Source organism: Alkalimarinus coralli (genome assembly GCF_023650515.1).
GTDB classification, from domain to species: Bacteria; Pseudomonadota; Gammaproteobacteria; order Pseudomonadales; family Oleiphilaceae; genus Alkalimarinus; species Alkalimarinus coralli.
In genome coordinates, this window is the sequence record NZ_CP096016.1 from 1038437 (window position 1) to 1063039 (window position 24603).

Below are 24603 nucleotides of genomic sequence, written 5' to 3' on the forward strand. Positions count from 1 at the left end.
CTGCAACGACTCCAGGAAATATTTGATTGTTTATTATCTTCCGTTATTTGGCTAAACAGCTATTGACTAGCATGTTTGCGGTGTCAGGTATTTTGCTGCTTATTTTTATGAGTGGCCGATTTATCAAGTACCTGTCTCAGGCCGCTTCCGGCGGAATATCCGCCGATGTTCTGTTTACCTTGATGGGCTACCGGATGCCCGGCTTTCTAGAGTTGATTTTACCTTTAGGGCTTTTTATCGGGATATTATTGGCATATGGCCGAATGTATCTTGAAAGTGAAATGACGGTACTATTTGCCTGCGGAATGAGTGAACGCCGACTGGTCATGCTAACGATGGGTACGTCATTGATAGTGATGTTCCTGGTGGGGGCCATGAGTCTGATTATATCTCCATGGGGGATGCAAAATGTGGAGCAAATCTTCCGGGATCAGTCAAAACTGACGGAGTTTGAAATGTTGGCCCCGGGACGTTTTCAGGCCCTTAAAAGCGGCCAGCGTGTTACCTATACAGAAGCATTAAGTGATGACAAAAAAGAGTTGCAAGGTGTTTTTATCTCGGAAAAAACGACGGATGGGAAGTCGTTAGTCCTAACCACGGCAGAAACCGGTACTCAGTATGTCGACCCCAACACCGGGAGCCGTTTTCTTGTGCTGCACGATGGCAAACGTTTTCAGGGAATGCCAGGCGAGCTTGAATTTAATGTTATTGAGTTTGAGTCATATGGATTAAAAATAGCCGAACCACCAGAAGAACGTAGAGGAAGAAAAGACGAATCTATTGGTACGCTAGAGCTTTGGGACTCATCAAACCCCAAGTACACTGCCTTATTGCAGTGGCGTATTTCTCTGCCAATGCTGGTGCCTATTGTGACGCTGCTGGCAATATCACTGAGTAGAGTGAATCCTCGTCAGGGGCGCTTTTTTCACCTGTTCCCGGCAATGTTGATCTATATAACCTATTTAGGATTGCTTATCGTCGCCCGCAATGCGTTAGGTAAAGAAAAAATTCCAGCCTGGGTGGGTGTTTGGTGGGTGCACTTGCTGTTCTTCGCTATAGCGATGGGGCTGCTGGGTAAAGGTGCGATTGTTCGTCGATGGAGGTCCAGAAATGCGTAAACTGGATCGCTATATTATTTCAAGCGTTGCGGCTGCAATGCTGTTGGTTTTATTGGTTGTGTTATCACTTGATCTTGTTTTCAGTTTTATCGCTGAGCTTGAGGAGTTAAAAAACGAATACCAAGTGACCGAAGCGATGGTGTTTGTTTTAACGACGCTGCCCAGAAGAATATATGATTACCTGCCATTAGCCGCGTTTATCGGCTCCCTGATTGGCTTGGGGGCACTTGCTAACAATAGTGAATTAACGATTATTCGTGCTGCAGGGGTGTCGACGCGTAGAATTGTCTGGTCAGCAATGAAGCCTGCAATCGCCATCGTTATAGTAGGGCTTTTGTTAGGGGAGTATGTTGCGCCGTATACCGAAAAAATTGCTCAAAGCCAGCGAGCGGTTGCGCAGGGGACAGATTCAAGTTTAGCTTCAAAGCGCGGCATTTGGCATCGGGAAGGTGACACTTTTATGCACTTTAATGCTGTTGAGCCTAATGGTGAGCTGCATGGTGTTTCACTGTTTGAATACTCGGAAGAGGGGTGGCTTAAGCGAGCAGTATTTGCAAAAAGGGCGATTTATCAGCGTGAAAGCTGGCTGCTTGAGGATGTAAGTGAAACAAATGTAACGCAGGAAGAGACGGCTGTTATTCGCTCCCACCAGCTAGACTGGAGCACCGAGCTTTCGCCTCAAGTACTGGGAGTGCTTGTTATTAAACCGGATAATCTATCTATCAGTGGTCTGTATACCTATTCAAACTACCTGCTTGAACAAGGTCTAAGCGCTAACGTTTATCTTATGTCGTTTTGGAAGAAGGTGCTTAGGCCGCTGACGACTGCTGTTCTTGTACTGGTTGCGATTTCGTTTGTGTTTGGCCCGTTGCGATCGGTAACCATGGGGTTCAGGGTTTTCACCGGTATTATTGTTGGGCTTTTGTTTAAATATATGCAGGACTTATTAGGCCCATCAAGCCTGGTGTTCGGGTTCGACCCGATTATCGCAACCCTTGCGCCAATCACTGTCAGCTTACTGTTAGGGTTCTACCTGCTAAGGCGGGCCAGATAACGGTTAGGCCGGGAGTCACGTTATTTGCTCGCCATAACTGAAGGCTGACGCAATTACTCTTTGTTCTTGGGTATGCGTACAACGACGCTCTCTGAAAACCGGTCATGCCATGTCATGCCTTCTTTATCGACCAGCATCCACAAATAACCTAGCCCAAAGCTTGCAAATGAAATAATCGCCATCATAAAGCGTAAAAGTGCTTGTAGCCAGCTGATTGAAATTCCATTCTTGTTCTGTATGCGTATGTGCCAAACTTGCATGCCCAGTGTTTGCCCCGTTCTAGTCCAAAAATAGCCAAAAAAGAGGTAAAGGGTAATAAACAGGACTGAGGATAGCAGGGGGTCGCTACTTCTTGAGCCCGCCTCAGCCATCTCCTTGTAATTCTCTGTGCCAATAATGCTGGCACTAATCGCCATATAGATACCTGTAGTGACCAGCATTAATGCGGCGCATATTAATGTGTCATAAAGCATGGCTACGAGCCGTCTTAATAGTGGTGCTTTAGAAATCTGACTGCTTTCTTCAGGGAATACTTTTGGCATAGTTCTATTAAAAGTCCAATACTAATTGAAAATCAGCGGAGCTTCGCTGTGGGGGAGGCAACTATATCATGCGTTTAGGTTGTCTCATAACTCAAAAAGCGAAAGTCTATAGTAGCAACACCGCTATTTGGCCTAACCCAAAGACAAGGTATAGACGCCCGGTCATAGGGGGAAGGTTGTTAAGGTCTGCTTTTACCAGTGCGATATAAATCGCAAAAAATGAGAGAACTAACGCGGGTATCAAAGCGAGGCTCTGAATCCATAGTTGCTGATCTGAAATGATTATCCCGACTGATATAAAGCCTAATGCAATCAAAAATGCATAGAGTTTTCGCCCAGTGTTAAGCCCTAAACGAACGGTGAGTGTTTTAAGCCCTTCATTTTTGTCGGAGGCATAGTCTCGTAGCTCATTGGACAAAAGCAGAGCAGACGTAAAAAAACTCACCGGGATAGATAGAATGACTACCTCAACGGAATGAATACCTGTAACCGCATAGAAGGCACCATAAACCATTAGAACGCCCATTAGAAAAAATACCAAGATGACTGCTAGCCCGCGTCTCTTGTAATGAACGGGTTCGGTTGTGTAAAACAAAGCTCCGAAGCCGCCAATAATCGCAAGTATTAAAAGAAAGATGCCGGTCTGATACGTTAGGTACAGCCCAATTACTGAGCAGAAGGTAAAGCACAGCCAGCCAACTCTATAGTTAAGGTTAATTTGGCGTATGTCGGCAGAACTGAGGTGCGGCTTTATTACAGGGTTCTTCAGGTCTGTATGATCGTTAATGAGATTGACTCCTGCCTGCAACAGCAGCCCTGCAAGTAAAACAAGTGCTGCTGTTTCAGGTGTACCAAGGCTCATAGTCCACCCCGCAACGACACCTAAGCTACAGGTAATTAGCGCAACAGGGAATGAAAATGGTCTGAGCGCTTTGTGAAAACGATACTTTGGTTTTATGTTTTCGTCTAAGCTTGCAATGTGGCTTGATTCCATTTTGTTTTAATAGCGTGAGCTTTAGCAATAAAGAGTTCCTAAAGTTTTACCAGATGTTGACGTTAAGCTCCATAAGAATAGTTTGCTTAATGTGTTTTGAGCGGCTCAACCCACGCAGCATAGAATAACAATATAGCTTCTAGAATTGAGGTAAAAACGATGAATTCAGTTTCAGCGTTATTAGGACGGTTTAACGAACTATCGAGTCAACTGACGACTCAACAGCACGAAAACCAAGGCAAGCATTTAGGTAACCATCGTGGGCAGCTGCAGGATCAAAATAACGGGCAAAACTCAGTACAGGTGTCGCTTTATGAAGTGTCACTGAGCTTTTCAAGTAGTTCATTTTCCAGTCATGAAAAAGGCGTAAAGATTCTTGAGCAAGAGCTTGAAGTACAGTTTACAGGCGCAAGGTCTTCTCAAGTAACCTCTTCTTTCGCGCCTGCTTTTCAGCCGCCATCAGTCGATGATGTGGCAAATAATGTGCTTGGCTTTGTAGAAGATAGAATTAAGCAAGAGGCTGACGCTGGTGCGTCTCCAGAGCGCCTCGATGATTTATTGAGTCAGGCAAGGGAAGGTGTCGAAATCGGGTTTGGCCAAGCCAGGGAGCAGATAGAAAGTCTTGGCTTGATGACTGATGAACTTGACAATGATGTCAATCAGAGTTTTCAGAAGATAAACACTGGCATTGATGGTTTTGTTGACACATACGTCAATGGAGGTGCTGCTGAGTCTTTGGTTGACGCCAACGACGAAGCTGAGCAGGCGTTAACATCGCCTAGTGCGACATCTAAAGATAAGGGTAACGAGCAAGTTGATGATAAACAGACAACAAACGATCAAGTAAATGCAGCTGATCGAGGCGTTGCGAATCGAAATTCAGGTATAAATGCCGGTTACAGTTCTTTTAGTTCACTCTCAGAGCGTGCCGCTATTCAGATTACAACGCAAGACGGTGACGTGGTTTCATTTAACCTTGAGCAAATTCAAGCGTCATTTGAGCGAGGCGAACTGTCTTCAGATAGATTTGGTTTTGAGTCAAGCCAATTGGTGGGGCAATATCAGAGTGGGCAATATAGTTACTCTGTAGATGGTGAGCTTGATGAGGGTGAGATACAAGCGCTTAACGACTTGATGCTCCAGATTGAAGGCATGTCTGAACAGTTCTTTTCTGGAGATTTTCAGGGAGCATTCCAGAGTGCATTGGAACTTGGGTTTGATGGGCAGGAAATTGCTGGCTTCTCTGTGAATCTATCTCAAACCTCTGTTCAGCAGGTATCAGCATATCAGCAAATTGCTGATTTAGGCGGCGCGGAAACGGGCACAGTAGACTTTGGTGGCCGGTTTGATCCCCTGGCTGACTTCTTTGACCGTTTGCAGGCCGCGTTTGATAAAGCCAATGCTTTCGCTGAGCCAGTGAAGCTTGTTTCAGACCTTTTCGATCAAATGGTAAATGACCGCATCGAAGATGCACCTGTCGAACTGGCTGAGTCTACTCCTCTTGAGCAAATGCAGGAGTATATGAGTACGCTACTGGGAAGATTGTAGGTCTCTTGAGTTCTGCTGCAAAGTAGAACTGTATTGAAGGTAGAACCGATTACAGGTCTTTAAATATATATAATAGCCCGGCATGACAGCCGGGCTTTTTTTATTGTTGAGCATGTATTTGGAAAGCCGGGACACGGTATGCGATAAAGATGAAAAAATCTTTGATTTGGCAATTTTTTACTCAGTACTTTATATGGTAGAGTACGCAGTTCTTTAAAGTGCAGTACAAATCTAACTTCGTAGAGACATCGTCAAACTCCAGTCGGTGTTAACGGGTGCCAGATTGAAGCAAAAACTTGAGCAGTTTCGTTTAAGTTTGAATGGCATTGATGGGGTTATTAAACTGCCTTTTGTGCATACTATTGGACTCTAAATTATAACTAAAAGCTCGCAGACGGTTCTATTTATGAAAACAGCAGCGGTACGTAAAGCGTTTCTTGACTACTTCAATCAGCATGGGCATGAAGTTGTGCCCAGTAGTTCTTTGGTTCCGGCAGACGACCCAACGTTACTCTTTACCAATGCGGGTATGAATCAGTTTAAAGACACCTTTTTAGGGCGCGAAAAGCGAGCCTATGTTCGTGCGACAAGTTCTCAGCGTTGTGTTCGGGCGGGGGGTAAGCATAATGACCTTGAAAATGTCGGGTATACCGCTCGTCATCATACCTTCTTTGAAATGTTGGGAAACTTCAGCTTCGGCGACTATTTCAAAAAAGAGGCTATCCGGTTTGCGTGGGAATTTTTGACCTCTGAGTCCTGGATGAATATTCCGAAAGACAAGCTATATGTGACCGTGTATGCAACGGATGATGAAGCGTTCGATGTCTGGACGAATGATATGGGTGTTCCCGCTGAAAGGGTTATTCGGATTGGGGATAACAAGGGGGCTCAGTATGCCTCTGACAACTTTTGGCAGATGGGAGATACCGGGCCATGCGGCCCTTGTACTGAAATATTCTACGATCACGGTCCAGATATTGAAGGCGGTTTGCCAGGTACTCCAGAAGAGGATGGTGACCGCTATATAGAGATATGGAACGTTGTTTTCATGCAATTTAACCGTACGGCTAATGGTGAAATGCAGCCGTTGCCCAAACCATCTGTAGATACCGGTATGGGGTTGGAAAGAATTGCAGCGGTTATGCAGGAGGTACATAGTAATTACGAGATCGACCTGTTTCAGGATTTGCTACAGAAGGCATCCTCTGTGTTGGGTGGTGTTGCAACCACTGAGGCTTCATTAAGAGTGATTGCAGATCATATTCGCTCCTGTTCATTTTTAATAACTGATGGCGTTATGCCCTCCAATGAGGGTAGAGGAAATGTGCTGCGCCGTATTATTCGCAGGGCTGTTCGTCATGGTAATAAGTTAGGCGCGCAAGGTGCCTTCTTCCACAAGCTGGTTGCACATTTAGTTGATATTATGGGAGAGGCTTATCCTGAGTTGGCTAAAGCACAATCTCAGGTAGAGCGGGTATTGTTGCAAGAGGAGGAGCAGTTCGCAAAGACGCTTGATAAAGGGCTTGCATTGTTAGAGCAGGATATCAAAGCATTGAGCGGCACAGTGATACCCGGAGAAACCGTTTTCACGCTTTATGATACGTATGGATTTCCCGTCGATTTAACGAATGATATTGCAAGAGAGCGGGGTTTAACGCTGGATCAGGAAGGGTATGAAAAGGCGATGGAGGCTCAGCGGGAGCGGGCGAGAGCGTCAAGTAAATTTGGTGTTGATTATAATGAAAACCTGGTGATTGAGGGCGAAACTGCGTTTACCGGTTATGATCATTTAGAGGCCGCACAGACGATTCGGTCTGTCTTTGTAGAAGGCAAACCGTCAGCAGCCAATGCAGGGCAAGAGGCCGTCGTTGTTTTAAGTGAAACTCCTTTTTATGCCGAGTCTGGCGGACAAGTCGGTGACCGGGGTGTACTCCGCTGGGATGGAGGCGAGTTTGAAGTGACAGATACCCAGAAAGAAGGTTCAAATCACCTTCATATTGGGAGGGTTGTCTCTGGTAGCTTGTCTGAAGGGCAGCAGGTTGTTGCCGTCGTGGATCAGGCAAAACGTAAGGCGACCGCGTTGAATCACTCTGCGACACACTTGATTCATGCAGCGTTGCGCAAGGTGCTGGGAGAGCATGTGGAGCAGAAAGGCTCGCAGGTTAACGAAGAGCGGCTACGTTTTGACTTTTCGCACTTCGAAGCTGTAACGCCTGATCAGCTGAAAGAAGTGGAGCGTATGGTCAACCAGCACATTCGCGCAAACACTGCGATACAAACAGATATTACCGACATGGATAGCGCTCGTGAAAAAGGCGCAATGGCGCTATTCGGTGAGAAGTATGGTGACTCGGTTCGCGTGCTGAGTATGGGGGTGGATGCTTTCTCGGTTGAGCTGTGTGGTGGTACGCATGCTAAGCGAACCGGGGATATTGGTAGTATTGTTATCACATCCGAGTCTGGTGTTGCAGCGGGTGTTCGCCGCATTGAGGCGCTGACGGGGGCAGCAGCCGAAGAGTGGGTTGCAGAAGGTGAGTGTCAGTTGAAGGAGGTCGCCTCACTGGTTAAGGGAAGTCGCGATAATCTCACTGAAAAGGTTAAAGGGGTTCTGGATAAGAATAGAGCCTTGGAGAAGGAGCTTGAGCAACTGAAAGCAAAGCTTGCAAGCTCTGCAGGTAATGATTTGGCAGGTCAGGCAATCGATGTTCAAAATATTAAAGTGCTGGCTGCAAACCTGGAAGGCGCTGACCGAAAAACACTTATGGATACGGCAGATCAACTTAAAAACAAGTTGGGAACGGCTGTTGTGCTATTGGCATCAGATGAAGGTGGTAAGGTTACCCTGGTTGCCAGTGTGACTAAAGATATCTCAGGTAAGTTAAAAGCCGGTGACCTAATGAAGCAGGCTGCTGCCATTGTCGGAGGAAAAGGTGGTGGGCGCCCAGATATGGCACAGGGCGGTGGTAGTGATGTTGACAAGATTCAAGATGCTTTGGATATGGTTAAGAGTTGGGTTGAAGGTCAATTATAGAGAGGCGCCTGATAGCGCATTGAGTTCGATTTAAGGAATATTGAGTCGGTTTTTGGGGCTTTAAGTACTTGTTTAGGTACTGTTAAATAGGAAGTGAATTAGGTAATGGCATTATATGTTCAAAAGTTTGGCGGTACGTCCGTAGGTTCCGTCGAGCGAATCGAAGCAGTTGCAGATAAGGTCAAATCGTTCAGGGATGCAGGGCATGATATCGTCGTTGTGGTCTCTGCAATGAGTGGTGAAACGAACCGACTGTTAGGTTTGGCAAATGAAATTATGGATGAGCCGACTCCTCGCGAGATGGATGTGTTGGTATCTACTGGAGAGCAGGTTACCATTGCTCTGTTAAGCATGGCGTTAAATAAACGCGGTTGTGAAGCCAGGTCCTACACTGGGGGCCAGGTTCGAATTACGACTGACGACTCTCACACTAAAGCGCGTATCCGAACCATTGATGAAGAACATATGCGTAAAGACCTTGATGCGGGTCGGGTCGTGGTTGTTGCTGGTTTCCAGGGGGTAGACGAAAACGGCAATATTACTACCTTGGGGCGTGGAGGTTCGGATACTACAGGTGTTGCGCTGGCTGCTGCCCTGAAGGCTGATGAGTGTCAGATTTACACTGATGTAGATGGAGTGTACACCACTGACCCTCGGGTGGTGGATAGTGCTCGTAGAATGGATCGTATTACATTTGAAGAAATGATAGAGATGGCGAGCCTGGGCTCGAAAATTTTACAGATTCGTGCCGTTGAATTTGCAGGTAAGTATAATGTACCACTTCGGGTTCTTTCCAGTTTTGAGGATGGCCCAGGCACTTTGATTACTATAGAGGATGATGAAAATATGGAACAGCCGGTTATATCAGGTATTGCGTTTAATCGTGATGAAGCCAAGTTAACGGTTCAGGGCGTGCCTGATATTCCAGGTATTGCTTCTAAGATATTGCGGCCAGTGAGTGATGCCAATATAGAAGTTGATATGATTGTTCAGAACGTAGGGGCTGATAATCATACCGACTTCACCTTTACGGTTCATCGCAATGACTACAGCAAAGCCAAGGCTATTCTGGAGAAAGTGTCTAGCGAGCTTGGTGCAAGAGAGGTTTCAGGCGATGATAAGATTGCCAAGGTTTCAATTGTCGGCGTAGGCATGCGTTCGCATGCTGGCGTGGCGACACAAATGTTTGATGCATTATCGGCAGAAGGGATCAATATTCAGATGATATCTACGTCTGAAATCAAGATTTCTGTCGTCATTGCAGAAAAGTATCTGGAGCTTTCAGTGCGTTCTTTACACAGTTCTTTTGAGTTAAGTGAAGAGTAAATGGTAGCTTAAGGTGTGTCAGTTCTAGCGGACGCTTTTACATAACCAAAAAAGAGCTGCTATAGTTGATGAAGTGGGAGCGGGGGTTTTCTCTCACGGTTATTCTGAGGAAGCTTGCTAATTTGTCGGAAGCAAGCTTTTGGCACCAGGCCTTTGGGAGGGGTGCTGATTAATCCTTACTTGGGATTTTGGTCAATAATAATTATTACTCTGAAACCCTTTTTAACTGAAGCAGTACGAAATGCTTTAATATTTGGAACAGGTCTAATATCTACGTAAGGAGATAAGCGATGCTTATATTGACCCGTCGTGTGGGAGAAACACTGATGGTTGGGGATGACGTTACAGTGACAGTGCTGGGCGTTAAGGGGAATCAGGTTCGGATTGGCGTCAATGCGCCAAAAGAAGTCGCGGTGCACCGCGAGGAGATCTATCAAAGGATTCAGAAAGAAAAAACGAATCCTCAGTACGACGACGAGTAATTCTGGGTGGCCGCCCCTGTTTATGGGGCGGTTTTTCAGGCTTGTTTAAGATTAAGTAAATTAAAATAAATTAGCACTTTGAATTTATAATAATTGTGGTATTATGCACCGCGTTCTACGGAGAGGTGGCCGAGTGGCTGAAGGCGCGCCCCTGCTAAGGGCGTATGGGTTTACGCCCATCGAGGGTTCGAATCCCTCCCTCTCCGCCATTCGTTTTACTACATTGCATGCGGCTGTAGCTCAGCTGGATAGAGTACCTGGCTACGAACCAGGCGGTCGGAGGTTCGAATCCTCCCAGCCGCGCCATTATTTCTTCTGATTTCTATATCGTGGTTATAAGTGGGTAAATGCAATAGTTTGAATGGCTGTTATAAGACAGTATGTTCTAGTTTAAGCTGTTATAAGGCAGCATGTTCTAGTTTAAAAAGTTTAAGCGGCTGTAGCTCAGCTGGATAGAGTACCTGGCTACGAACCAGGCGGTCGGAGGTTCGAATCCTCCCAGCCGCGCCATAATAGAAAAGCTACCCATATGGGTGGCTTTTTTTTTGCCTGAATAATTAGCTGCGCAGTTGCTGTTTGTTGCTACTGGGTTTAGATAGAAAGGGGTAATAAGTGATACGCAAATATATAATAACCAATATTCATGGTATTTATATCTAATAAAAACAAATAGATAGTGTTTGAAAACGCCCTTTGTACCGCTCTTTTAGTTGCTTACATGCTGGATAATGGGTACATTACCCAAGATTTTTCACGCGAAATAGTGCTCGTTATTAAGAGGTCGTACTTCTTATAAAGAAATGTACTTCTAAATGACGTAGGGAGTATTTCTAAATGAATAGCACCCTAGTGAATTCTGCTTCGCCGCAAAAATGAAAACATAACGACAGGTTTCATAATAATGACTGAATCATTGATGTCTCAAGCGTTCGAATTAATGGCAGTGGGAATGGGGTTCGTATTCGTATTTCTCATCGTATTGATCGGCGCTACAACGATTATGTCGAAGTTGGCAATGAAACTTGAGCCGCCGGCACCGGAAGTACCGCTTGCCCCAGCTCAACCTCAACCTGCCACTCCGATGAACGACCCTCGACTGATGGCTATTATCTCAGCTGCAGTTGCAAAATATCGCTCGCGCCCATAAGTAGCGAGTTTGATACAACGGAATAAACCTTTAACAGAAGGCTTGAATGCAATGACAGATGCTAAAAAACCGTTAGGTATTACCGACGTTGTTTTGCGTGACGCTCACCAGTCACTATTTGCAACGCGCATGCGTATTGACGACATGCTCCCAATCGCAGAAAAACTAGATAAAGTAGGTTTCTGGTCCCTTGAATCATGGGGTGGTGCTACTTTTGATACATGTATCCGTTTTCTTGGGGAAGACCCATGGGATAGAATTCGCGAATTCAAAAAAGCGATGCCTAACACTAAGCATCAAATGTTGTTGCGTGGTCAGAACCTGTTAGGTTATCGCCACTATGCTGATGATGTTGTTGAAAAATTTGTTGAGCGTGCAGCAGTAAACGGAGTCGATGTTTTCCGTGTATTTGACGCAATGAATGACCCTCGCAATCTTGAAACTGCGCTTAAAGCAGTTAAGAAGCAAGGTAAGCACGCGCAAGGAACACTGTCTTACACCACCAGCCCGGTTCACAATACTCAGGCATGGGTTTCTCTGGCAAAACAGATTGAAGATATGGGTGCAGACTCTATCGCAATCAAAGATATGGCAGGTATCATCTCTCCATATGAGTGTTTTGATCTGGTTTCTCGCCTTAAGCAGGAGACAGACCTGGAAGTTCAGCTGCACTGCCACGCAACCGCTGGTATGTCGGATATGGCTATCCTGAAAGCAATTGAAGCGGGTGTTGATCGAGTTGATACGGCTATTTCGTCCATGTCTATGACTTATGGACACTCGGCAACAGAAACTGTCGTTGCTGCCCTTAAAGGTACTGATCGCGATACAGGTCTTGATCTGTTACTTCTAGAAGAAATTGCTGCTTACTTCCGTGAAGTTCGTAAGAAGTACGCGAAGTTTGAAGGTGCTCTGCGTGGTACTGATTCACGTATTCTTGTTGCTCAGGTTCCGGGTGGCATGTTGACCAACATGGAAAATCAGCTGAAAGAGCAGGGTGCGGCAGATAAATTTGACGCTGTTCTTCAAGAAATACCACGTGTACGTGAAGATCTTGGTCATATTCCATTGGTTACACCGACTTCACAAATTGTGGGAACTCAGGCGGTTATCAATGTTTTAACCGGTGAGCGATACAAGTCTATTTCTAAAGAGACTCAAGGCATCCTTAAAGGAGAGTATGGCGCAGCCCCTGCACCATATAACAAGGAACTTCAGGATCGAGTGCTTGATGGTGCAGAAGCGATTACCTGCCGTCCGGCTGACTTGTTGGAAAATGAACTTGATAAAATCATATCTGACGTTGAAACCTTGGCCAAAGATAAGGGCTTTACCTTGGCTGAGAATGTCATCGATGATGCACTTAGCTATGCGTTATTCCCTCAAGTTGCCGAGAAGTTTCTTGAAAACCGTGGTAACCCTGATGCGTTTGAGCCAGTGCCTACCGGTAATGAAGTGAAGGTATCTACCGGTCCAGAGACTTACACTGTGACTGTTGAAGGTCAAGACTATGTAGTTCAGGTTGAAGAAGGCGGAGATATTTCTGCTGTAGCGCCAGCGGGTGGCAGCGCAGCTCCGGCTCCAGCTTCTCCTGCTGCTGCACCAATGCCGGCGGGCGGTGGTGATCCTGTTCCTGCTCCTTTGGCCGGAACTATCTTCAAGGTACTTGTATCTGCTGGTCAAGCCGTTCAGGAAGGCGACGTATTAGTTATTCTTGAAGCCATGAAGATGGAAACCGAAGTTAGAGCAGCTAAGTCTGGTACAGTCGGTAGCATCAATGTTGCAGTTGGCGACTCTGTTGCAGTTGGCGACACGCTATTAACTATGTAATAGGGTTATAAATCGATGGATAATTTACTTAACTTATGGACCGGTAGTGGTCTGTATAACTTGTCTTTAGGTCAGGGTGCAATGATCATCATTTGCCTTGTCCTTCTGTACATGGCGATTCGGAAGAAGTTCGAGCCATTGCTATTATTACCGATTGGTTTTGGCGGTATTCTTGCCAACATTCCAGAAGCCGGGCTTGCTCTGTCGGCGGTGGAAAACGCTATTCATTTTCAGAAGCCTGAAGTTTTGCTGGCTTTATCTGATGTATTGAAAGTGCCATATGAAGCTGGTCAGAGTATGACAAATGAGGCGTTATATGCATTTAAAGATGCATATAAACATGCTGATAGTGCAACAGTCGCAGCGGCGCAACATATTGCAACTGATCATGGATACGCTAATGGCATGCTTACTAACTTCTATAATGTTGTTATTGGATCAATGGTTGGCCCGCTGCTTATATTTATGGGTGTTGGCGCCATGACTGATTTTGGTCCTATGCTTGCTAACCCTAAAACAATTTTGTTGGGTGCTGCTGCTCAGTTTGGCATATTCGGTACCGTTCTAGGTGCTGCCTTGTTAACGAGCTTAGGTATTGATGGCATGGCCTTTACAATTGAAGAGGCTGCTACCATTGGTATTATTGGTGGTGCGGACGGTCCAACGTCTATTTTTGTATCAAGTATGCTTGCTCCTCATTTGTTAGGTGCGATTGCGGTTGCTGCTTATTCTTATATGGCGCTGGTTCCGGTTATTCAGCCGCCAATCATGAATGCTTTAACCACAGCTGAAGAACGTAAAATTCAAATGGTTCAGCTCCGCACAGTAAGCAAGCTTGAGAAGATATTGTTCCCAATTGCGGTACTAATCCTAGTGGCGTTGTTCCTTCCTGATGCTGCGCCTTTACTTGGTATGTTTTGTCTTGGTAACTTGATGAAAGAGTCTGGTGTTGTTGATCGCCTTTCAGATACTGCTCAGAACTCTTTAATCAATATTGTGACAATCTTCTTGGGTCTTTCAGTGGGCTCAAAGCTAAGCGCCGATAAGTTCCTGGACCTTCAAACGTTGGGCATTCTGTTCCTCGGTATGGCTGCATTTGCTGTTGGTACGGCTACAGGCGTATTAATGGCTAAACTTATGAATGTGTTTAGCACTCATAAAGTAAACCCGCTGATTGGCTCTGCAGGCGTATCTGCGGTGCCTATGGCAGCACGTGTGTCAAACAAAGTGGGCTTGGATAACAATTCTCAGAACTTCTTATTGATGCATGCGATGGGGCCGAACGTAGCTGGCGTTATCGGGTCGGCAGTCGCTGCGGGCGTCATGATTAAGTTTCTTGGGTAATGGCTAGCAAGAACAATAGAGACTTACTCTCTATTGTTCAAACTGGTTGTAAAGCAAAGCCTCTGCTTTTTTGAAGCAGGGGCTTTTTATTTTTTAGTCTGATTTTCTTTATCCAGCTCTGACTTAAAGTTGGTGAGTTTTGTTTCAATGGCTTCAAGGTGCTCAATTCTATGCTGTAGCTTATTGATCTCTTCCTCGTCTGTGGTGTTTGCCAGTATGCCTACCAGCTTTTCTTTCCCGCTTGATATCCGCTTGAGCTTTTTTGATATGTAGCCTAGTGTTTCTGCTTGCTCAGCTTTATCAAATAAAATACTTTCTATTTCGACCTCATTAGGGCTTTCGTTTGTTGTGGTGCTATTTTGTGTACGGGCTATAAAGTGATGGTCTGGGTTGTATGCGCGGGTGTTCATAAAGTTAGGCGATACGATTTCAATACCATTGCCCTGAAGAGTATCCAAAATGTTTTTGTGCAGCTCAGAGCGTGCGGTAATGATTTTTTTGACCTCTTTAAGGAGACCCGAAACTCGATAGAGTACGGAAAAGTCCCCAAGCGATATAACTTGAACAAAGGGTGACTCTAAATCACACAGTACTGCGGCTTCCAATAAATGCGTTTCGATTGCTTTTCGGTTGACGTCATACCCAAGACTGACCTCAGCTGAGATAACAGTGCCCTCGACATGAATAACCTTGGTGGGGTTTGTTACCAAGTACAGGTTGGGAAGGGTGGTGAGGTCTCGATCTTCGGTCTGAATCTCAACATGCAGTAACCCTCGTTCAGACACTCGCCCAAAATGTCCTTCTACACGGATGAAGTCTCCTATCCTAAATACCTTTACACCCTTTAACATCAACCCTGCCATTGCATTACCTACAAACGTTGTAGAAGAAAGTGCAATAGCAGCACTGATGATAATGCCGAGTAAACTGAATATCTGGCCTTTGATTGCATCACTGATCGGTAATGATATGAGGATTGCAATAATGCCTATGAACGTGAAGACAATCATAAGTAGCTGCTGACGGAGTAGCTTTCCCTGATTTTTGGAAAGCCTGTTCAGTGTGACCCGGTTGGTCGCAATTAATAGCGCAAGAACGACCGTAGTGGTTATTACTGAGGGTAAGTAGGGATGGTAGCCAGTTAGCCAATCTAAAAATGTTTGCATATAAGAGCATCCGTTCTTGTAAGCAGGTTTCATTAATCGTTTAGTGGAATATAACCTTTTATCGAATTAAACTGAAAGCATTGCTTGGTTGAATATGTGTTTCGCCAGCTTGCTTAAGACTATTCCTTCGAGAGAGTTTATGAATCAACAATTTGAAAAACTGGCGGTATTTATTCGCAATCTGGAAGCTGCGCTGGAAAAGGCTGACTGGGATGAGGTCGCCAGACTTGATTTGTCTGCCAAAAATATTATCAGTGAGTGCGTCTCATCAGCCGCTGCGCAGGAAGATCGCCAAGCGCTAAGTCAACTTCTTATTAAGCTACAATCTGTTTATGATCGCCTAAGCGCTGGAAATATGGAGCGAAAGATGGAGTTGGGGCATGAGTTGAAGAAGTTGCACAAAGAGCGAAATGCGATTAGCCAGTATATACAGTCGTCAGGTTACTGACCCTGCTGCCGTTCCCTGTGCTGCTCAAATATTGCACTATTTATACGCCAAAAAAACGTTCTTTACGTGCCTGTGACACTATATTGTTGAAATATACGTCATTAATTTGACCAATCCTGTTTTACCTACTTTAATACTCATATAAGTAATAAGAACTCGCTATAGGCTACTGATTTTTTAGAAATTTAGCTTATTGTTCCTTGTGGTGATTGTCGGGTTCCTGATCTTCAATATCAATTACTTCTACAATATTAGTAATAACAAATATATTTATAACTACGATAAGGGTTTGCTGTCCCATGCGGAAGGAAATGAAGATTTTGTTAATTCACGATGACCCGCTTTTGCGTCGTGATCTGAGGGTTATTCTTGAGTTTTTGGACGAAGAAGTGGTCGAGTGCGGTACTCAGGACTGGCTAGAGTGTATTAACAATGAGTTTGATTCCACCGAAGAGTTATCGTTAGTTTTTATCGACTCTAGGGCAGAAAAAATGCCTGGCTTCTTGGAGTCATTGAATGGCCTGGATGCAGGCATACCCGTATTGGTTTCTGCTGACAGCTCACTAGACGCGGTTGACGAAGAGCTGCGCAAGAAGGTCATTGCAAAACTGGAATTCCCTCTCAATTACAACAAAACCATTGATAGTTTGTATCGAGCACAAGTATTCCGTGAGCAGTTTTCGAGTCGCAGAGTAAGAGGCCAGCAAAGGCAAGTTCAGCTATTCAGGAGCCTGGTAGGAACGAGTCGCGGTATTCACAATGTACGAGAGTTGATGTCTCAGGTTGCGGATAAAGACGTGAGTGTTCTGATCACTGGTGAATCAGGAACGGGCAAAGAGGTTGTTGCTCGCAATCTTCATTATAACTCTCACAGAAGAAACAAGCCTTTTGTACCGGTTAACTGCGGTGCGATCCCTGCGGAGCTACTGGAAAGTGAGCTTTTTGGTCACGAAAAAGGCGCTTTTACCGGCGCCATAACAGCCAGGGCCGGGCGCTTTGAGCTGGCAGAAGGAGGGACTCTTTTTCTCGATGAAATCGGTGATATGCCCCTCAATATGCAAGTTAAAATTCTGCGGGTGCTGCAAGAGCGAACATTTGAACGGGTAGGAGGTAATAAAACGCTTAAGAGTGACGTAAGAGTAATTGCTGCCACCCATAAAGATCTGGAAGAGATGATTGTCGATGGATCTTTCAGAGAAGATTTATATTATCGCCTCAATGTATTCCCAATTGAAATGCCGTCTTTAAAAGAGCGTGTGGAAGATATCCCGCTTTTGATGAACGAGCTAATATCCCGAATGGAAACTGAAAAGCGCGGCTCGATTCGGTTTAACTCGGCCGCTATTATGAGCCTGTGTCGCCATGAATGGCCGGGAAATGTCCGTGAACTCGCCAATTTGGTAGAGCGATTGTCGATTACACATCCGTATGACGTGATTGGTGTGCAGGAGTTACCTAACAAGTACCGACATATCGATGATGGTGATGAAAATCTGGCTGCGCTCGACAGCTCGATGCCTGTTGCTCCGCCTGTACTTGGCGTCGATGCTCCTGCGCTGCTGCCTGTCAATGGTGTTGATTTGAAGGACTATCTGGCCAATCTGGAAAAGACCTTGATTCAACAAGCACTGGATGAAGCGTCGGGTGTTGTTGCCCGTGCAGCTGAAAAGCTTAGGATCAGGCGCACGACTTTGGTTGAGAAAGTCAGGAAGTACGGGCTAAACAATAAGGAGGATGATCAGTCCTAGCACTTCGCTTAGCTGCACTTAATCCATCGCGCTATTGGCCGAAATGGCTTCAAATAACTGACTCCGACCAGGCTTCTCGAGGTGTGCGTGCTCGCACACCGCTATCATTTTCAAACATATGAATTTCCTTTATTTGTGTTACCTTTCCTCAATTCGCAATCCTTCTTACTTGAACTGAAACCCGTCTATATCTTTCTCTGTCATTTGTTTTTCGCGTCGTATTATTGACTCCTATGTTTTTAGTGTATCTATAAATTGCTGAAATATAACGATAAACCTGTGATGGCATACTAAGTGCTTTAAGCTGGGTATATCAAATCTAGCAACGTTTTCTCGCTTGGTATAGTCACTTGGGCTGAGTAACGTAGCTCTAGTAACTAAAGTTTTCTTCAGTGGTCATGTTTTGATCATGACATACGAAAGGGGAGCAAAATGAATTATCAGGAACCTATTATGCTGGCCAACGTGGCAGGTATTCCAAAAGGAAGACTTGTTGAGTCATATGGTGGCGCATTTAAACGGCAGGGCAAAGAGTCGAGCGTTCGCAATATTGACACTCTATTTTCTGATGGAGATGTTGCTGGTGCAATGCTGCCAGAGTCCGAGCTATCGGGTACTGATAGTTCAACGGGTGGAGAGGGGGCCCCGGTAGAGCAGGCATTAGAGCTGTTCAGTCGTATGTCGGTGCAATTAACAGACTCTTATCGAACGCTCGAAAAGCGAGTCAGTCAGCTGAATGGGGAGTTAAATACCGAAGTTGAACAGCGCAGGCAGGAGCTTGAAGAAAAAGAGCGAATTGCGGATCGCTTGTCAACGCTGCTTGACGTACTCCCGGCAGGGGTTGTGGTGCTGGATGGTAAAGGCATTGTCAATGAGTGTAATCCAGCCGCGCTGGGGTTATTAGGTGAACCTTTACTGGGAGAGAACTGGGTCAATATCATTAAGCGTTGCTTTGCACCACGCCACGATGATGGTCATGAAGTCTCACTCAAAGATGGGCGTCGTGTTCGTATCGAAACCCGCTCAATGTCGGAGGGGCCTGGCCAATTAGTGCTTTTAACCGATTTAACCGAGACGCGAGAGTTGCAGGCCAAAGTGAGTCGAACGGAGCGCTTGTCCTCGTTAGGTCGCATGGTTGCATCGTTAGCACATCAAATTAGAACACCGCTTTCGACAGCCATGCTTTATGCGGGTCACCTAAATCAGCCAGAAATCAGTGATGAGATGAGACAGAAGTGCGCAGGTAAAATCATGTCCAGACTGACGCATCTGGAACACCAGATTAGAGACATGCTGGTATTTGCTAAAGGCGAGACTCGGTTGGCGGAAAGTATTAAGGCATCAGACTTGTTTGATCAGTTAAAGCTTGCTGCCGACACGCCCATAAAGAACGCTAATGCCAAAGTTGAATGGCATGACGCATCGGAAAATACTTTTTTATTATGCAATAGAGACACATTGATTGGGGCCTGTTTGAACCTGATTAACAACAGCCTAGAGGCAAAGCCTGACAATGTAGAGCTGAGCGTCAAAATACTGTCACCTGGTAAAGGTTATATCAATATAGAAGTATCAGACAATGGGCCTGGTTTTTCGGCTGAACAAAAAAATAAAATTCTAGACGCTTTTTATACCACGAAATCGCACGGTACAGGGCTGGGGTTGCCAGTGGTTCAAGCTGTTGTGAAAGCGCATCATGGGCGTTTTTATATCACTTCAAATGATACAGGCGCCAAGGCGGTGATTACGCTGCCGGTACACGAACAGCAGAGCAAAGCATAGTTGATTGTGGAGAATTATGATGGCTAAAACAACGATTCTAATTGTAGAAGATGACAGAGAACTCCGTGAAGCACTCAGCACAACGCTCGAAATTGCTGGATACGAGTGCATTACAGCTGATTCAGCAGAGTCTGCAATTCCAATACTGGAAAAGCGAACCGTTGAATTGGTCGTTAGTGATGTCAATATGCCAGGCATGAATGGCCATGAGTTACTAGAGCATATACATCGCCAGTTTCCAGGAATCCCTGCGATGTTGATCACCGCATATGGCCAGATTAGTGATGCAGTCTCTGCTATGCAGTCAGGTGCTGTTGACTATATTGTTAAGCCGTTTGAGCCAAGTGTACTGATTGAATCAGTAAAGCGCGTGTTAGGAACGGTGAGTACATCAAAAGAGGGGCAGCCTGTTGCTGAAGATCCGTTTAGTCGACAGTTGTTTCAGCTGGCACGAAAAGTCGCCGCATCTGACTCAACGGTTATGATTGCAGGTGAAAGTGGAACAGGTAAAGAGGTGTTGGCTCGATACATACATGCCTGCTCGCCGAGAGCCAGCCAGCCATTTATCGCGCTTAATTGTGCTGCAATACCAGAGAATATGCTTGAAGCCATTCTGTTTGGGCATGAAAAAGGTGCCTATACCGGGGCGTATAACAGTGCGCCTGGAAAGTTCGAGCAGGCGAATGGCGGAACTATCTTGCTGGATGAGATATCTGAGATGGATTTGGGGCTGCAAGCTAAATTGTTGCGTGTTATTCAGGAACGAGAAGTCGAGCGCGTTGGGGGCAGAAAAACAATTTCGCTAGATGTTCGTGTTTTAGCGACGACTAACCGAGATTTAAAGGAGTACGTAGCTGAAGGCAAATTTAGGGAAGATTTGTACTATCGCTTAAGCGTATTTCCAATGCAGTGGAAACCCTTGAGAGAGAGGCCTTTGGATATCGTTCCGTTAGCAGAAAGATTGTTAAGCGACCATATTGCTAAGATGAAATTGCCGCCGATGGCTTTTGACCAGTCAGCCAAGTCTGTTATGCAGCAATATGACTGGCCGGGCAATGTTCGCGAGCTGGATAATGCGGTACAAAGAGCGTTAATTCTTCAACAGGGAAATGTTATCTCTCAAGCCGACTTATGCCTGGATGCAGGCACGGGCCAAAATTTTGGCGGAGACTCGCTTGCCATGAACCCAGCGAACTCCGCTATTAATCAATATGCGTCAGACGTTGATGCGCTAACGATGGTGGATGGGCGAACCGAGGACTCACTCGAGATTGATGGTGCCAGCGTACTGGGGCAGGATCTTAAGCAGCGTGAGTTTAAGATTATTATCGATATGCTTCGCAAAGAAAAAGGCCGTAAAAAACAGACCGCAGAAAAGCTGGGTATCAGTCCGCGAACGCTGAGATACAAGATGGCTCGCATGAGAGAGTGTGGCATTGATTTGGATGCCGAGATGTCGGCGGCTTAGTTCTTGGTTATAAGTTATTAGTTCTTGGTTTTTAAATTTCAATCGTCTTCAGTCTAGGGGCTTTATGCCCCTTTTTTTTGGGCTGATAAAAACTGGCCTGCTTTATGCTTATAACCTTGTAATAACATTTTATTTGTAAATCCTGACAGAAAATTGGCAGTACGCGGAGTGCCAAAAACGCCATAGCTATTCATGACGTTAGCAGTGCGGGGTTTAAACATGAGGAGGCAAGCATGTCTGGTATAGGTCAAGTTACAGGCAGAGCTGATATCAATCAGGTTCTGGCGGAGATGCGAAATCTTAAGGCCCAGGTTCAACGGCCAGAGGCTCTGCAAGAGCCGTCTCCTACATCGAACGTGACGGCGGTTAAACCGACAGAACCCGCTCAGAGTTTTGGTTCGTTGCTTTCGAGAGCTGTCGATAGTGTTAATGAAACCCAGCAAAACTCATCTGCATTAAAAACAGCCTATGAACAGGGTGATCCTACGGTTGATATAACGCGAGTGATGATTGAGTCGCAAAAGGCATCAGTCTCTTTTCAAGCGTTAACCCAAGTTCGGAATAAAGTGGTTCAGGCATACGAAGACATTATGAAGATGCCAATTTAAAGGCTCGTCAGGGTTTTATTTTTATTCGAGAGCTTTGCACGGCGTTATGAGCGAATCAAAGACAAGGCAAAACATGACGAAAAAGCGCAGTTTATGGTCTATAAATGAGCATTTTGAGTCATTTTTTAACGCTGTATTTGTAAGCGCAGTAGTCGTGCAAAACTCTCTATTAAGTTATCGAGCAAGTCAGCGTAAAAAACAGGTGTAAGGTCATGGCTAGCGTTCCTGCAGAAACTAACAACAATGTACCCGCTACGACGGATTCAGCAGTGTCTAACCCTATCTCACCGAGTGAGCCGGACAGCGAAATGTTTATGGGCTTTAACAAGCTCAACCTGATGCGTCAAATTGGCCTGATGGTCGGTTTGTCAGCCAGTGTCGCTTTAGGCTTGTTCGTTGTGCTTTGGGCTCAGGAACCCAATTATCAGCCTATCATGAGCAATATTAACAACATGGATATTAATGAAGTGTCCACGTTGCTAAACCAGAACGATATTACCTATAAAATCGACCCTTCGACCGGCGTACTGTTAGTGGAATCCAGTGAGATCCATCGGGCAAAACTCAAGCTGGCGGCAGCAGGAATTACTGAAGAGAAACCTGCCGGGTTCGAGCTACTTGACCAGGAACAGGGGCTCGGAACAAGTCAGTTTATGGAGTCAACTCGTTTTAAAAGAGGGTTGGAGGGCGAGCTATCCAGAACCATATCCAGTTTAAGGAATGTTAGAAGTGCACGGGTTCATCTCGCCATTCCAAAGCGTTCAGTATTTGTCAGAGATACCAGAAAACCAACCGCATCTGTTTTTGTCGAGGTGTTTAGTGGGCGGCCATTAGCCAAGGGGCAGGTTGATTCGGTGGTTAACCTGGTTGCTGGTAGTGTGCCAGAGATGAACAAAGAAGACGTCACGGTTGTCGATCAAAAGGGGAACCTGTTATCCCAACAAGATGAAAGCTCGGAAGATCGTTTGGCGTCCCGTGAATTTGACTACTCGCGAAAAATGGAAAAAGTACTTAATGGGCGGGTTTCGAGCATTTTAGAGCCCATACTAGGCAGTGGCCGTTTTAGATCCGAAGTCTCAGCAGAAGTAGACTTTACCTCGGTCGAGCAGGCTGAGGAGATATTTAACCCTGATATGCAGGCCATTCGCAGTGAGCAAACGCTTGATGAGCAGCGTGTGGCGGGTACCCAGGGTGGCATCCCCGGCGCTTTATCAAACCAGCCTCCAGGGGACGCGACCGTGCCAGAAGTTGCAGGTGAAGCGGGCGGGGAAGGTGCCGCTGGCGTTTCTGACCTGCGAAAACAGACAACCCGAAACTATGAAGTTGACCGCACTGTTAGTTACACCAAGCAACAACCAGGACGAATAAAACGGCTGACTGTTGCCGTGGCGATTGATGATATTCGTAAGGTCAACCCTGAAACCGGTGAGGTTAGCTTTGCTCCGTGGTCTGAAGGTGAGCTTCAACGCTTAACCTTGTTAGTGAGAAATGCCGTAGGTTACTCCGCTTCCAGAGGTGATAGCGTCAATGTAATCAACACGCCTTTTGCTCCAGAAGAGATTATCCCCTTTGAAGAAACGCCATTATGGCAGCAGCCTTGGCTGCTGGATTATGTAAAGCCCATTATGGCCGGTATCGTGATTTTGATTCTTGTACTAGGTTTAGTAAGACCGACACTAAAAAGTCTGGCACAAAGTGGCCAGCAGGCCAAAGAGCTTGCTTTAGCGGGTGACGAAGATGGTTTGGCTGAGCTTGACCAGTTGGGGGAAGGTGCACCAGAAGGGAAAGTAACCTTAAGCTCAACGGATGAATTCCTTTTACCTGGCGCATCAGAGGGGTATGATAAACAACTGAACGCGCTAAAAGGATTAGTGGTAGAAGATCCAGCGAGAGTGGCACAAGTGGTAAGACAATGGGTGAATGCTGATGACTGATGAGCAGGCGGGTGGCGCTGATAAGAAACTTCCCAAGATAGGGCGAGTAGATGCAGCGGCTATCCTTTTGATGTCTTTAGGTGAGGCGGATGCTGCGCAAATTCTTAAGCATATGGGGCCAAAAGAAGTTCAGCGAGTAGGTACAGCGATGACGCAGCTTGCTGATGTGACCCAGGAACAAGTAGAAGCGGTGACAGGGCAGTTTCTTGAAGCGGTTGGTGACCAGACCGGTATGGGGATTGGTGCTGACGACTACATTAGAACCATGTTGACTCAGGCATTGGGTGAAGACAAAGCATCGAGCCTGATTGACCGAATCCTGATCGGTGGAAATACCACAGGGTTAGACACCTTAAAGTGGATGGAATCTCGATCTGTCGCAGACATTATTCGATACGAACACCCTCAGATCCAGGCTATTGTTGTCTCTTATCTAGACCCCGATCAGGCAGCAGAGGTGCTGACTAACTTTGACGAAAAAGTCAGGCTTGATATCGTCATGAGAGTTGCAGCACTGGATGCGGTACACCCCCAGGCACTGCAAGAACTAAATGCGATTCTCGAGAAGCAGTTTTCAGGTAGCTCTTCGACTAAAACCAGTAAAATTGGTGGCGTTAAGCGTGCCGCAGATATCATGAACTTCCTGGATAGTAGTGTAGAAGGGGAGTTGATGGATAGCATTAAAGAGACCGATGCTGACTTGGGTAGTGAAATTGAGGACTTAATGTTTGTCTTTGACAACCTCAAAGATGTTGATGACCGCGGAATCCAGGCTCTGTTAAGAGAGGTCTCATCGGATGTGCTTATTATTGCGTTAAAAGGCTCCGATGAAGAGTTGAAAGAAAAAATCTTTAACAATATGTCTAAGCGTGCAGCCGAATTGCTCAGAGATGACCTCGAAGCAAAAGGCCCAGTTAAACTGAGCGAAGTAGAAGGGGCGCAAAAAGATATCTTAACGATTGCTCGCAGAATGGCTGATGCCGGAGAAATTTCACTGGGCGGTGCTGGCGAAGAGATGATATAACGATGAACC

The 24603-nt window shown here is 45.8% G+C and carries 19 protein-coding genes and 3 tRNA genes; 19 read left to right on the forward strand and 3 right to left on the reverse strand.

What is annotated here, in order from left to right; translation table 11 throughout:
- Positions 1-26 precede the first annotated feature (26 nt).
- The gene (gene lptF / locus MY523_RS04590) at positions 27-1118 is read left to right on the forward strand and encodes an LPS export ABC transporter permease LptF (protein ID WP_250657634.1); all 1092 of its coding nucleotides are present in this window, start codon (positions 27-29) and stop codon (positions 1116-1118) included.
- Positions 1111-2172, forward strand: a complete 1062-nt coding sequence (lptG, locus tag MY523_RS04595; protein WP_250657635.1) for an LPS export ABC transporter permease LptG — start codon at positions 1111-1113, stop codon at positions 2170-2172. Before lptF ends, lptG begins: the two co-directional genes overlap by 8 nt.
- Positions 2173-2225: 53 nt before the next feature.
- On the opposite strand, the gene MY523_RS04600 is transcribed toward lptG, so the two are convergent.
- Both MY523_RS04600 and MY523_RS04605 read right to left on the reverse strand, forming a co-directional pair.
- A complete protein-coding gene (locus tag MY523_RS04600) occupies positions 2226-2714 on the reverse strand; it encodes an RDD family protein (protein ID WP_250657636.1) in 489 nt (162 codons plus the stop codon).
- A 106-nt stretch (positions 2715-2820) separates the two neighbouring features.
- Entirely contained in the window at positions 2821-3708 is an 888-nt protein-coding gene (locus tag MY523_RS04605; protein WP_250657637.1) for a prenyltransferase, read from the reverse strand.
- Between the two features lie 159 nt (positions 3709-3867).
- On the opposite strand from MY523_RS04605, the gene MY523_RS04610 reads away from it, so the two are divergent.
- From MY523_RS04610 to MY523_RS04655, 10 genes are all read left to right on the forward strand, one after another.
- Positions 3868-5256 (forward strand): DUF5610 domain-containing protein, encoded by a 1389-nt coding sequence (locus tag MY523_RS04610; protein WP_250657638.1) that lies wholly within the window; start codon positions 3868-3870, stop codon positions 5254-5256.
- Between the two features lie 406 nt (positions 5257-5662).
- Complete coding sequence (gene alaS / locus MY523_RS04615; protein ID WP_250657639.1) at positions 5663-8287, forward strand: alanine--tRNA ligase; 2625 nt, start codon at positions 5663-5665, stop codon at positions 8285-8287.
- A 105-nt stretch (positions 8288-8392) separates the two neighbouring features.
- Positions 8393-9613 (forward strand): aspartate kinase, encoded by a 1221-nt coding sequence (locus tag MY523_RS04620; protein WP_250657640.1) that lies wholly within the window; start codon positions 8393-8395, stop codon positions 9611-9613.
- 290 nt (positions 9614-9903) lie between these two features.
- A complete protein-coding gene (gene csrA, locus MY523_RS04625) occupies positions 9904-10095 on the forward strand; it encodes a carbon storage regulator CsrA (RefSeq protein WP_250657641.1) in 192 nt (63 codons plus the stop codon).
- 119 nt (positions 10096-10214) lie between these two features.
- Positions 10215-10304 (forward strand) — tRNA-Ser (locus MY523_RS04630).
- A gap of 20 nt (positions 10305-10324) precedes the next feature.
- Positions 10325-10401: transfer RNA gene (locus MY523_RS04635), tRNA-Arg, on the forward strand.
- Positions 10402-10528: 127 nt separating this feature from the next.
- Positions 10529-10605 (forward strand) — tRNA-Arg (locus MY523_RS04640).
- A 391-nt stretch (positions 10606-10996) separates the two neighbouring features.
- Positions 10997-11242 carry an OadG family protein gene (locus tag MY523_RS04645; protein WP_250657642.1) on the forward strand — a complete coding sequence of 82 codons (246 nt, stop codon included), beginning with the start codon at positions 10997-10999 and terminating at the stop codon, positions 11240-11242.
- A 51-nt stretch (positions 11243-11293) separates the two neighbouring features.
- Entirely contained in the window at positions 11294-13072 is a 1779-nt protein-coding gene (gene oadA, locus MY523_RS04650) for a sodium-extruding oxaloacetate decarboxylase subunit alpha (protein ID WP_250657643.1), read from the forward strand.
- A gap of 15 nt (positions 13073-13087) precedes the next feature.
- Positions 13088-14416, forward strand: coding sequence for a sodium ion-translocating decarboxylase subunit beta (locus tag MY523_RS04655; RefSeq protein WP_250657644.1), 1329 nt, complete (start codon positions 13088-13090; stop codon positions 14414-14416).
- 86 nt (positions 14417-14502) lie between these two features.
- Here MY523_RS04655 and MY523_RS04660 read toward each other — a convergent pair whose 3' ends face one another.
- Complete coding sequence (locus tag MY523_RS04660) at positions 14503-15582, reverse strand: mechanosensitive ion channel family protein (protein WP_250657645.1); 1080 nt, start codon at positions 15580-15582, stop codon at positions 14503-14505.
- Positions 15583-15721: 139 nt separating this feature from the next.
- On the opposite strand from MY523_RS04660, the gene fliT reads away from it, so the two are divergent.
- The 7 genes from fliT (at position 15722) to fliG (ending at position 24594) form a co-directional block, all read left to right on the forward strand.
- Entirely contained in the window at positions 15722-16030 is a 309-nt protein-coding gene (gene fliT / locus MY523_RS04665; RefSeq protein ID WP_250657646.1) for a flagellar protein FliT, read from the forward strand.
- A gap of 311 nt (positions 16031-16341) precedes the next feature.
- Complete coding sequence (locus MY523_RS04670; RefSeq protein WP_275975289.1) at positions 16342-17778, forward strand: sigma-54-dependent transcriptional regulator; 1437 nt, start codon at positions 16342-16344, stop codon at positions 17776-17778.
- A 432-nt stretch (positions 17779-18210) separates the two neighbouring features.
- The gene (locus tag MY523_RS04675; protein ID WP_250657648.1) at positions 18211-19560 is read left to right on the forward strand and encodes a sensor histidine kinase; all 1350 of its coding nucleotides are present in this window, start codon (positions 18211-18213) and stop codon (positions 19558-19560) included.
- Between the two features lie 19 nt (positions 19561-19579).
- Positions 19580-21028 carry a sigma-54-dependent transcriptional regulator gene (locus MY523_RS04680; RefSeq protein WP_275975308.1) on the forward strand — a complete coding sequence of 483 codons (1449 nt, stop codon included), beginning with the start codon at positions 19580-19582 and terminating at the stop codon, positions 21026-21028.
- 233 nt (positions 21029-21261) lie between these two features.
- A complete protein-coding gene (gene fliE, locus MY523_RS04685; protein ID WP_250657650.1) occupies positions 21262-21636 on the forward strand; it encodes a flagellar hook-basal body complex protein FliE in 375 nt (124 codons plus the stop codon).
- Between the two features lie 212 nt (positions 21637-21848).
- Entirely contained in the window at positions 21849-23570 is a 1722-nt protein-coding gene (gene fliF, locus MY523_RS04690; RefSeq protein WP_250657651.1) for a flagellar basal-body MS-ring/collar protein FliF, read from the forward strand.
- The gene (gene fliG, locus MY523_RS04695; protein WP_250657652.1) at positions 23563-24594 is read left to right on the forward strand and encodes a flagellar motor switch protein FliG; all 1032 of its coding nucleotides are present in this window, start codon (positions 23563-23565) and stop codon (positions 24592-24594) included. Before fliF ends, fliG begins: the two co-directional genes overlap by 8 nt.
- Positions 24595-24603: the final 9 nt, after the last annotated feature.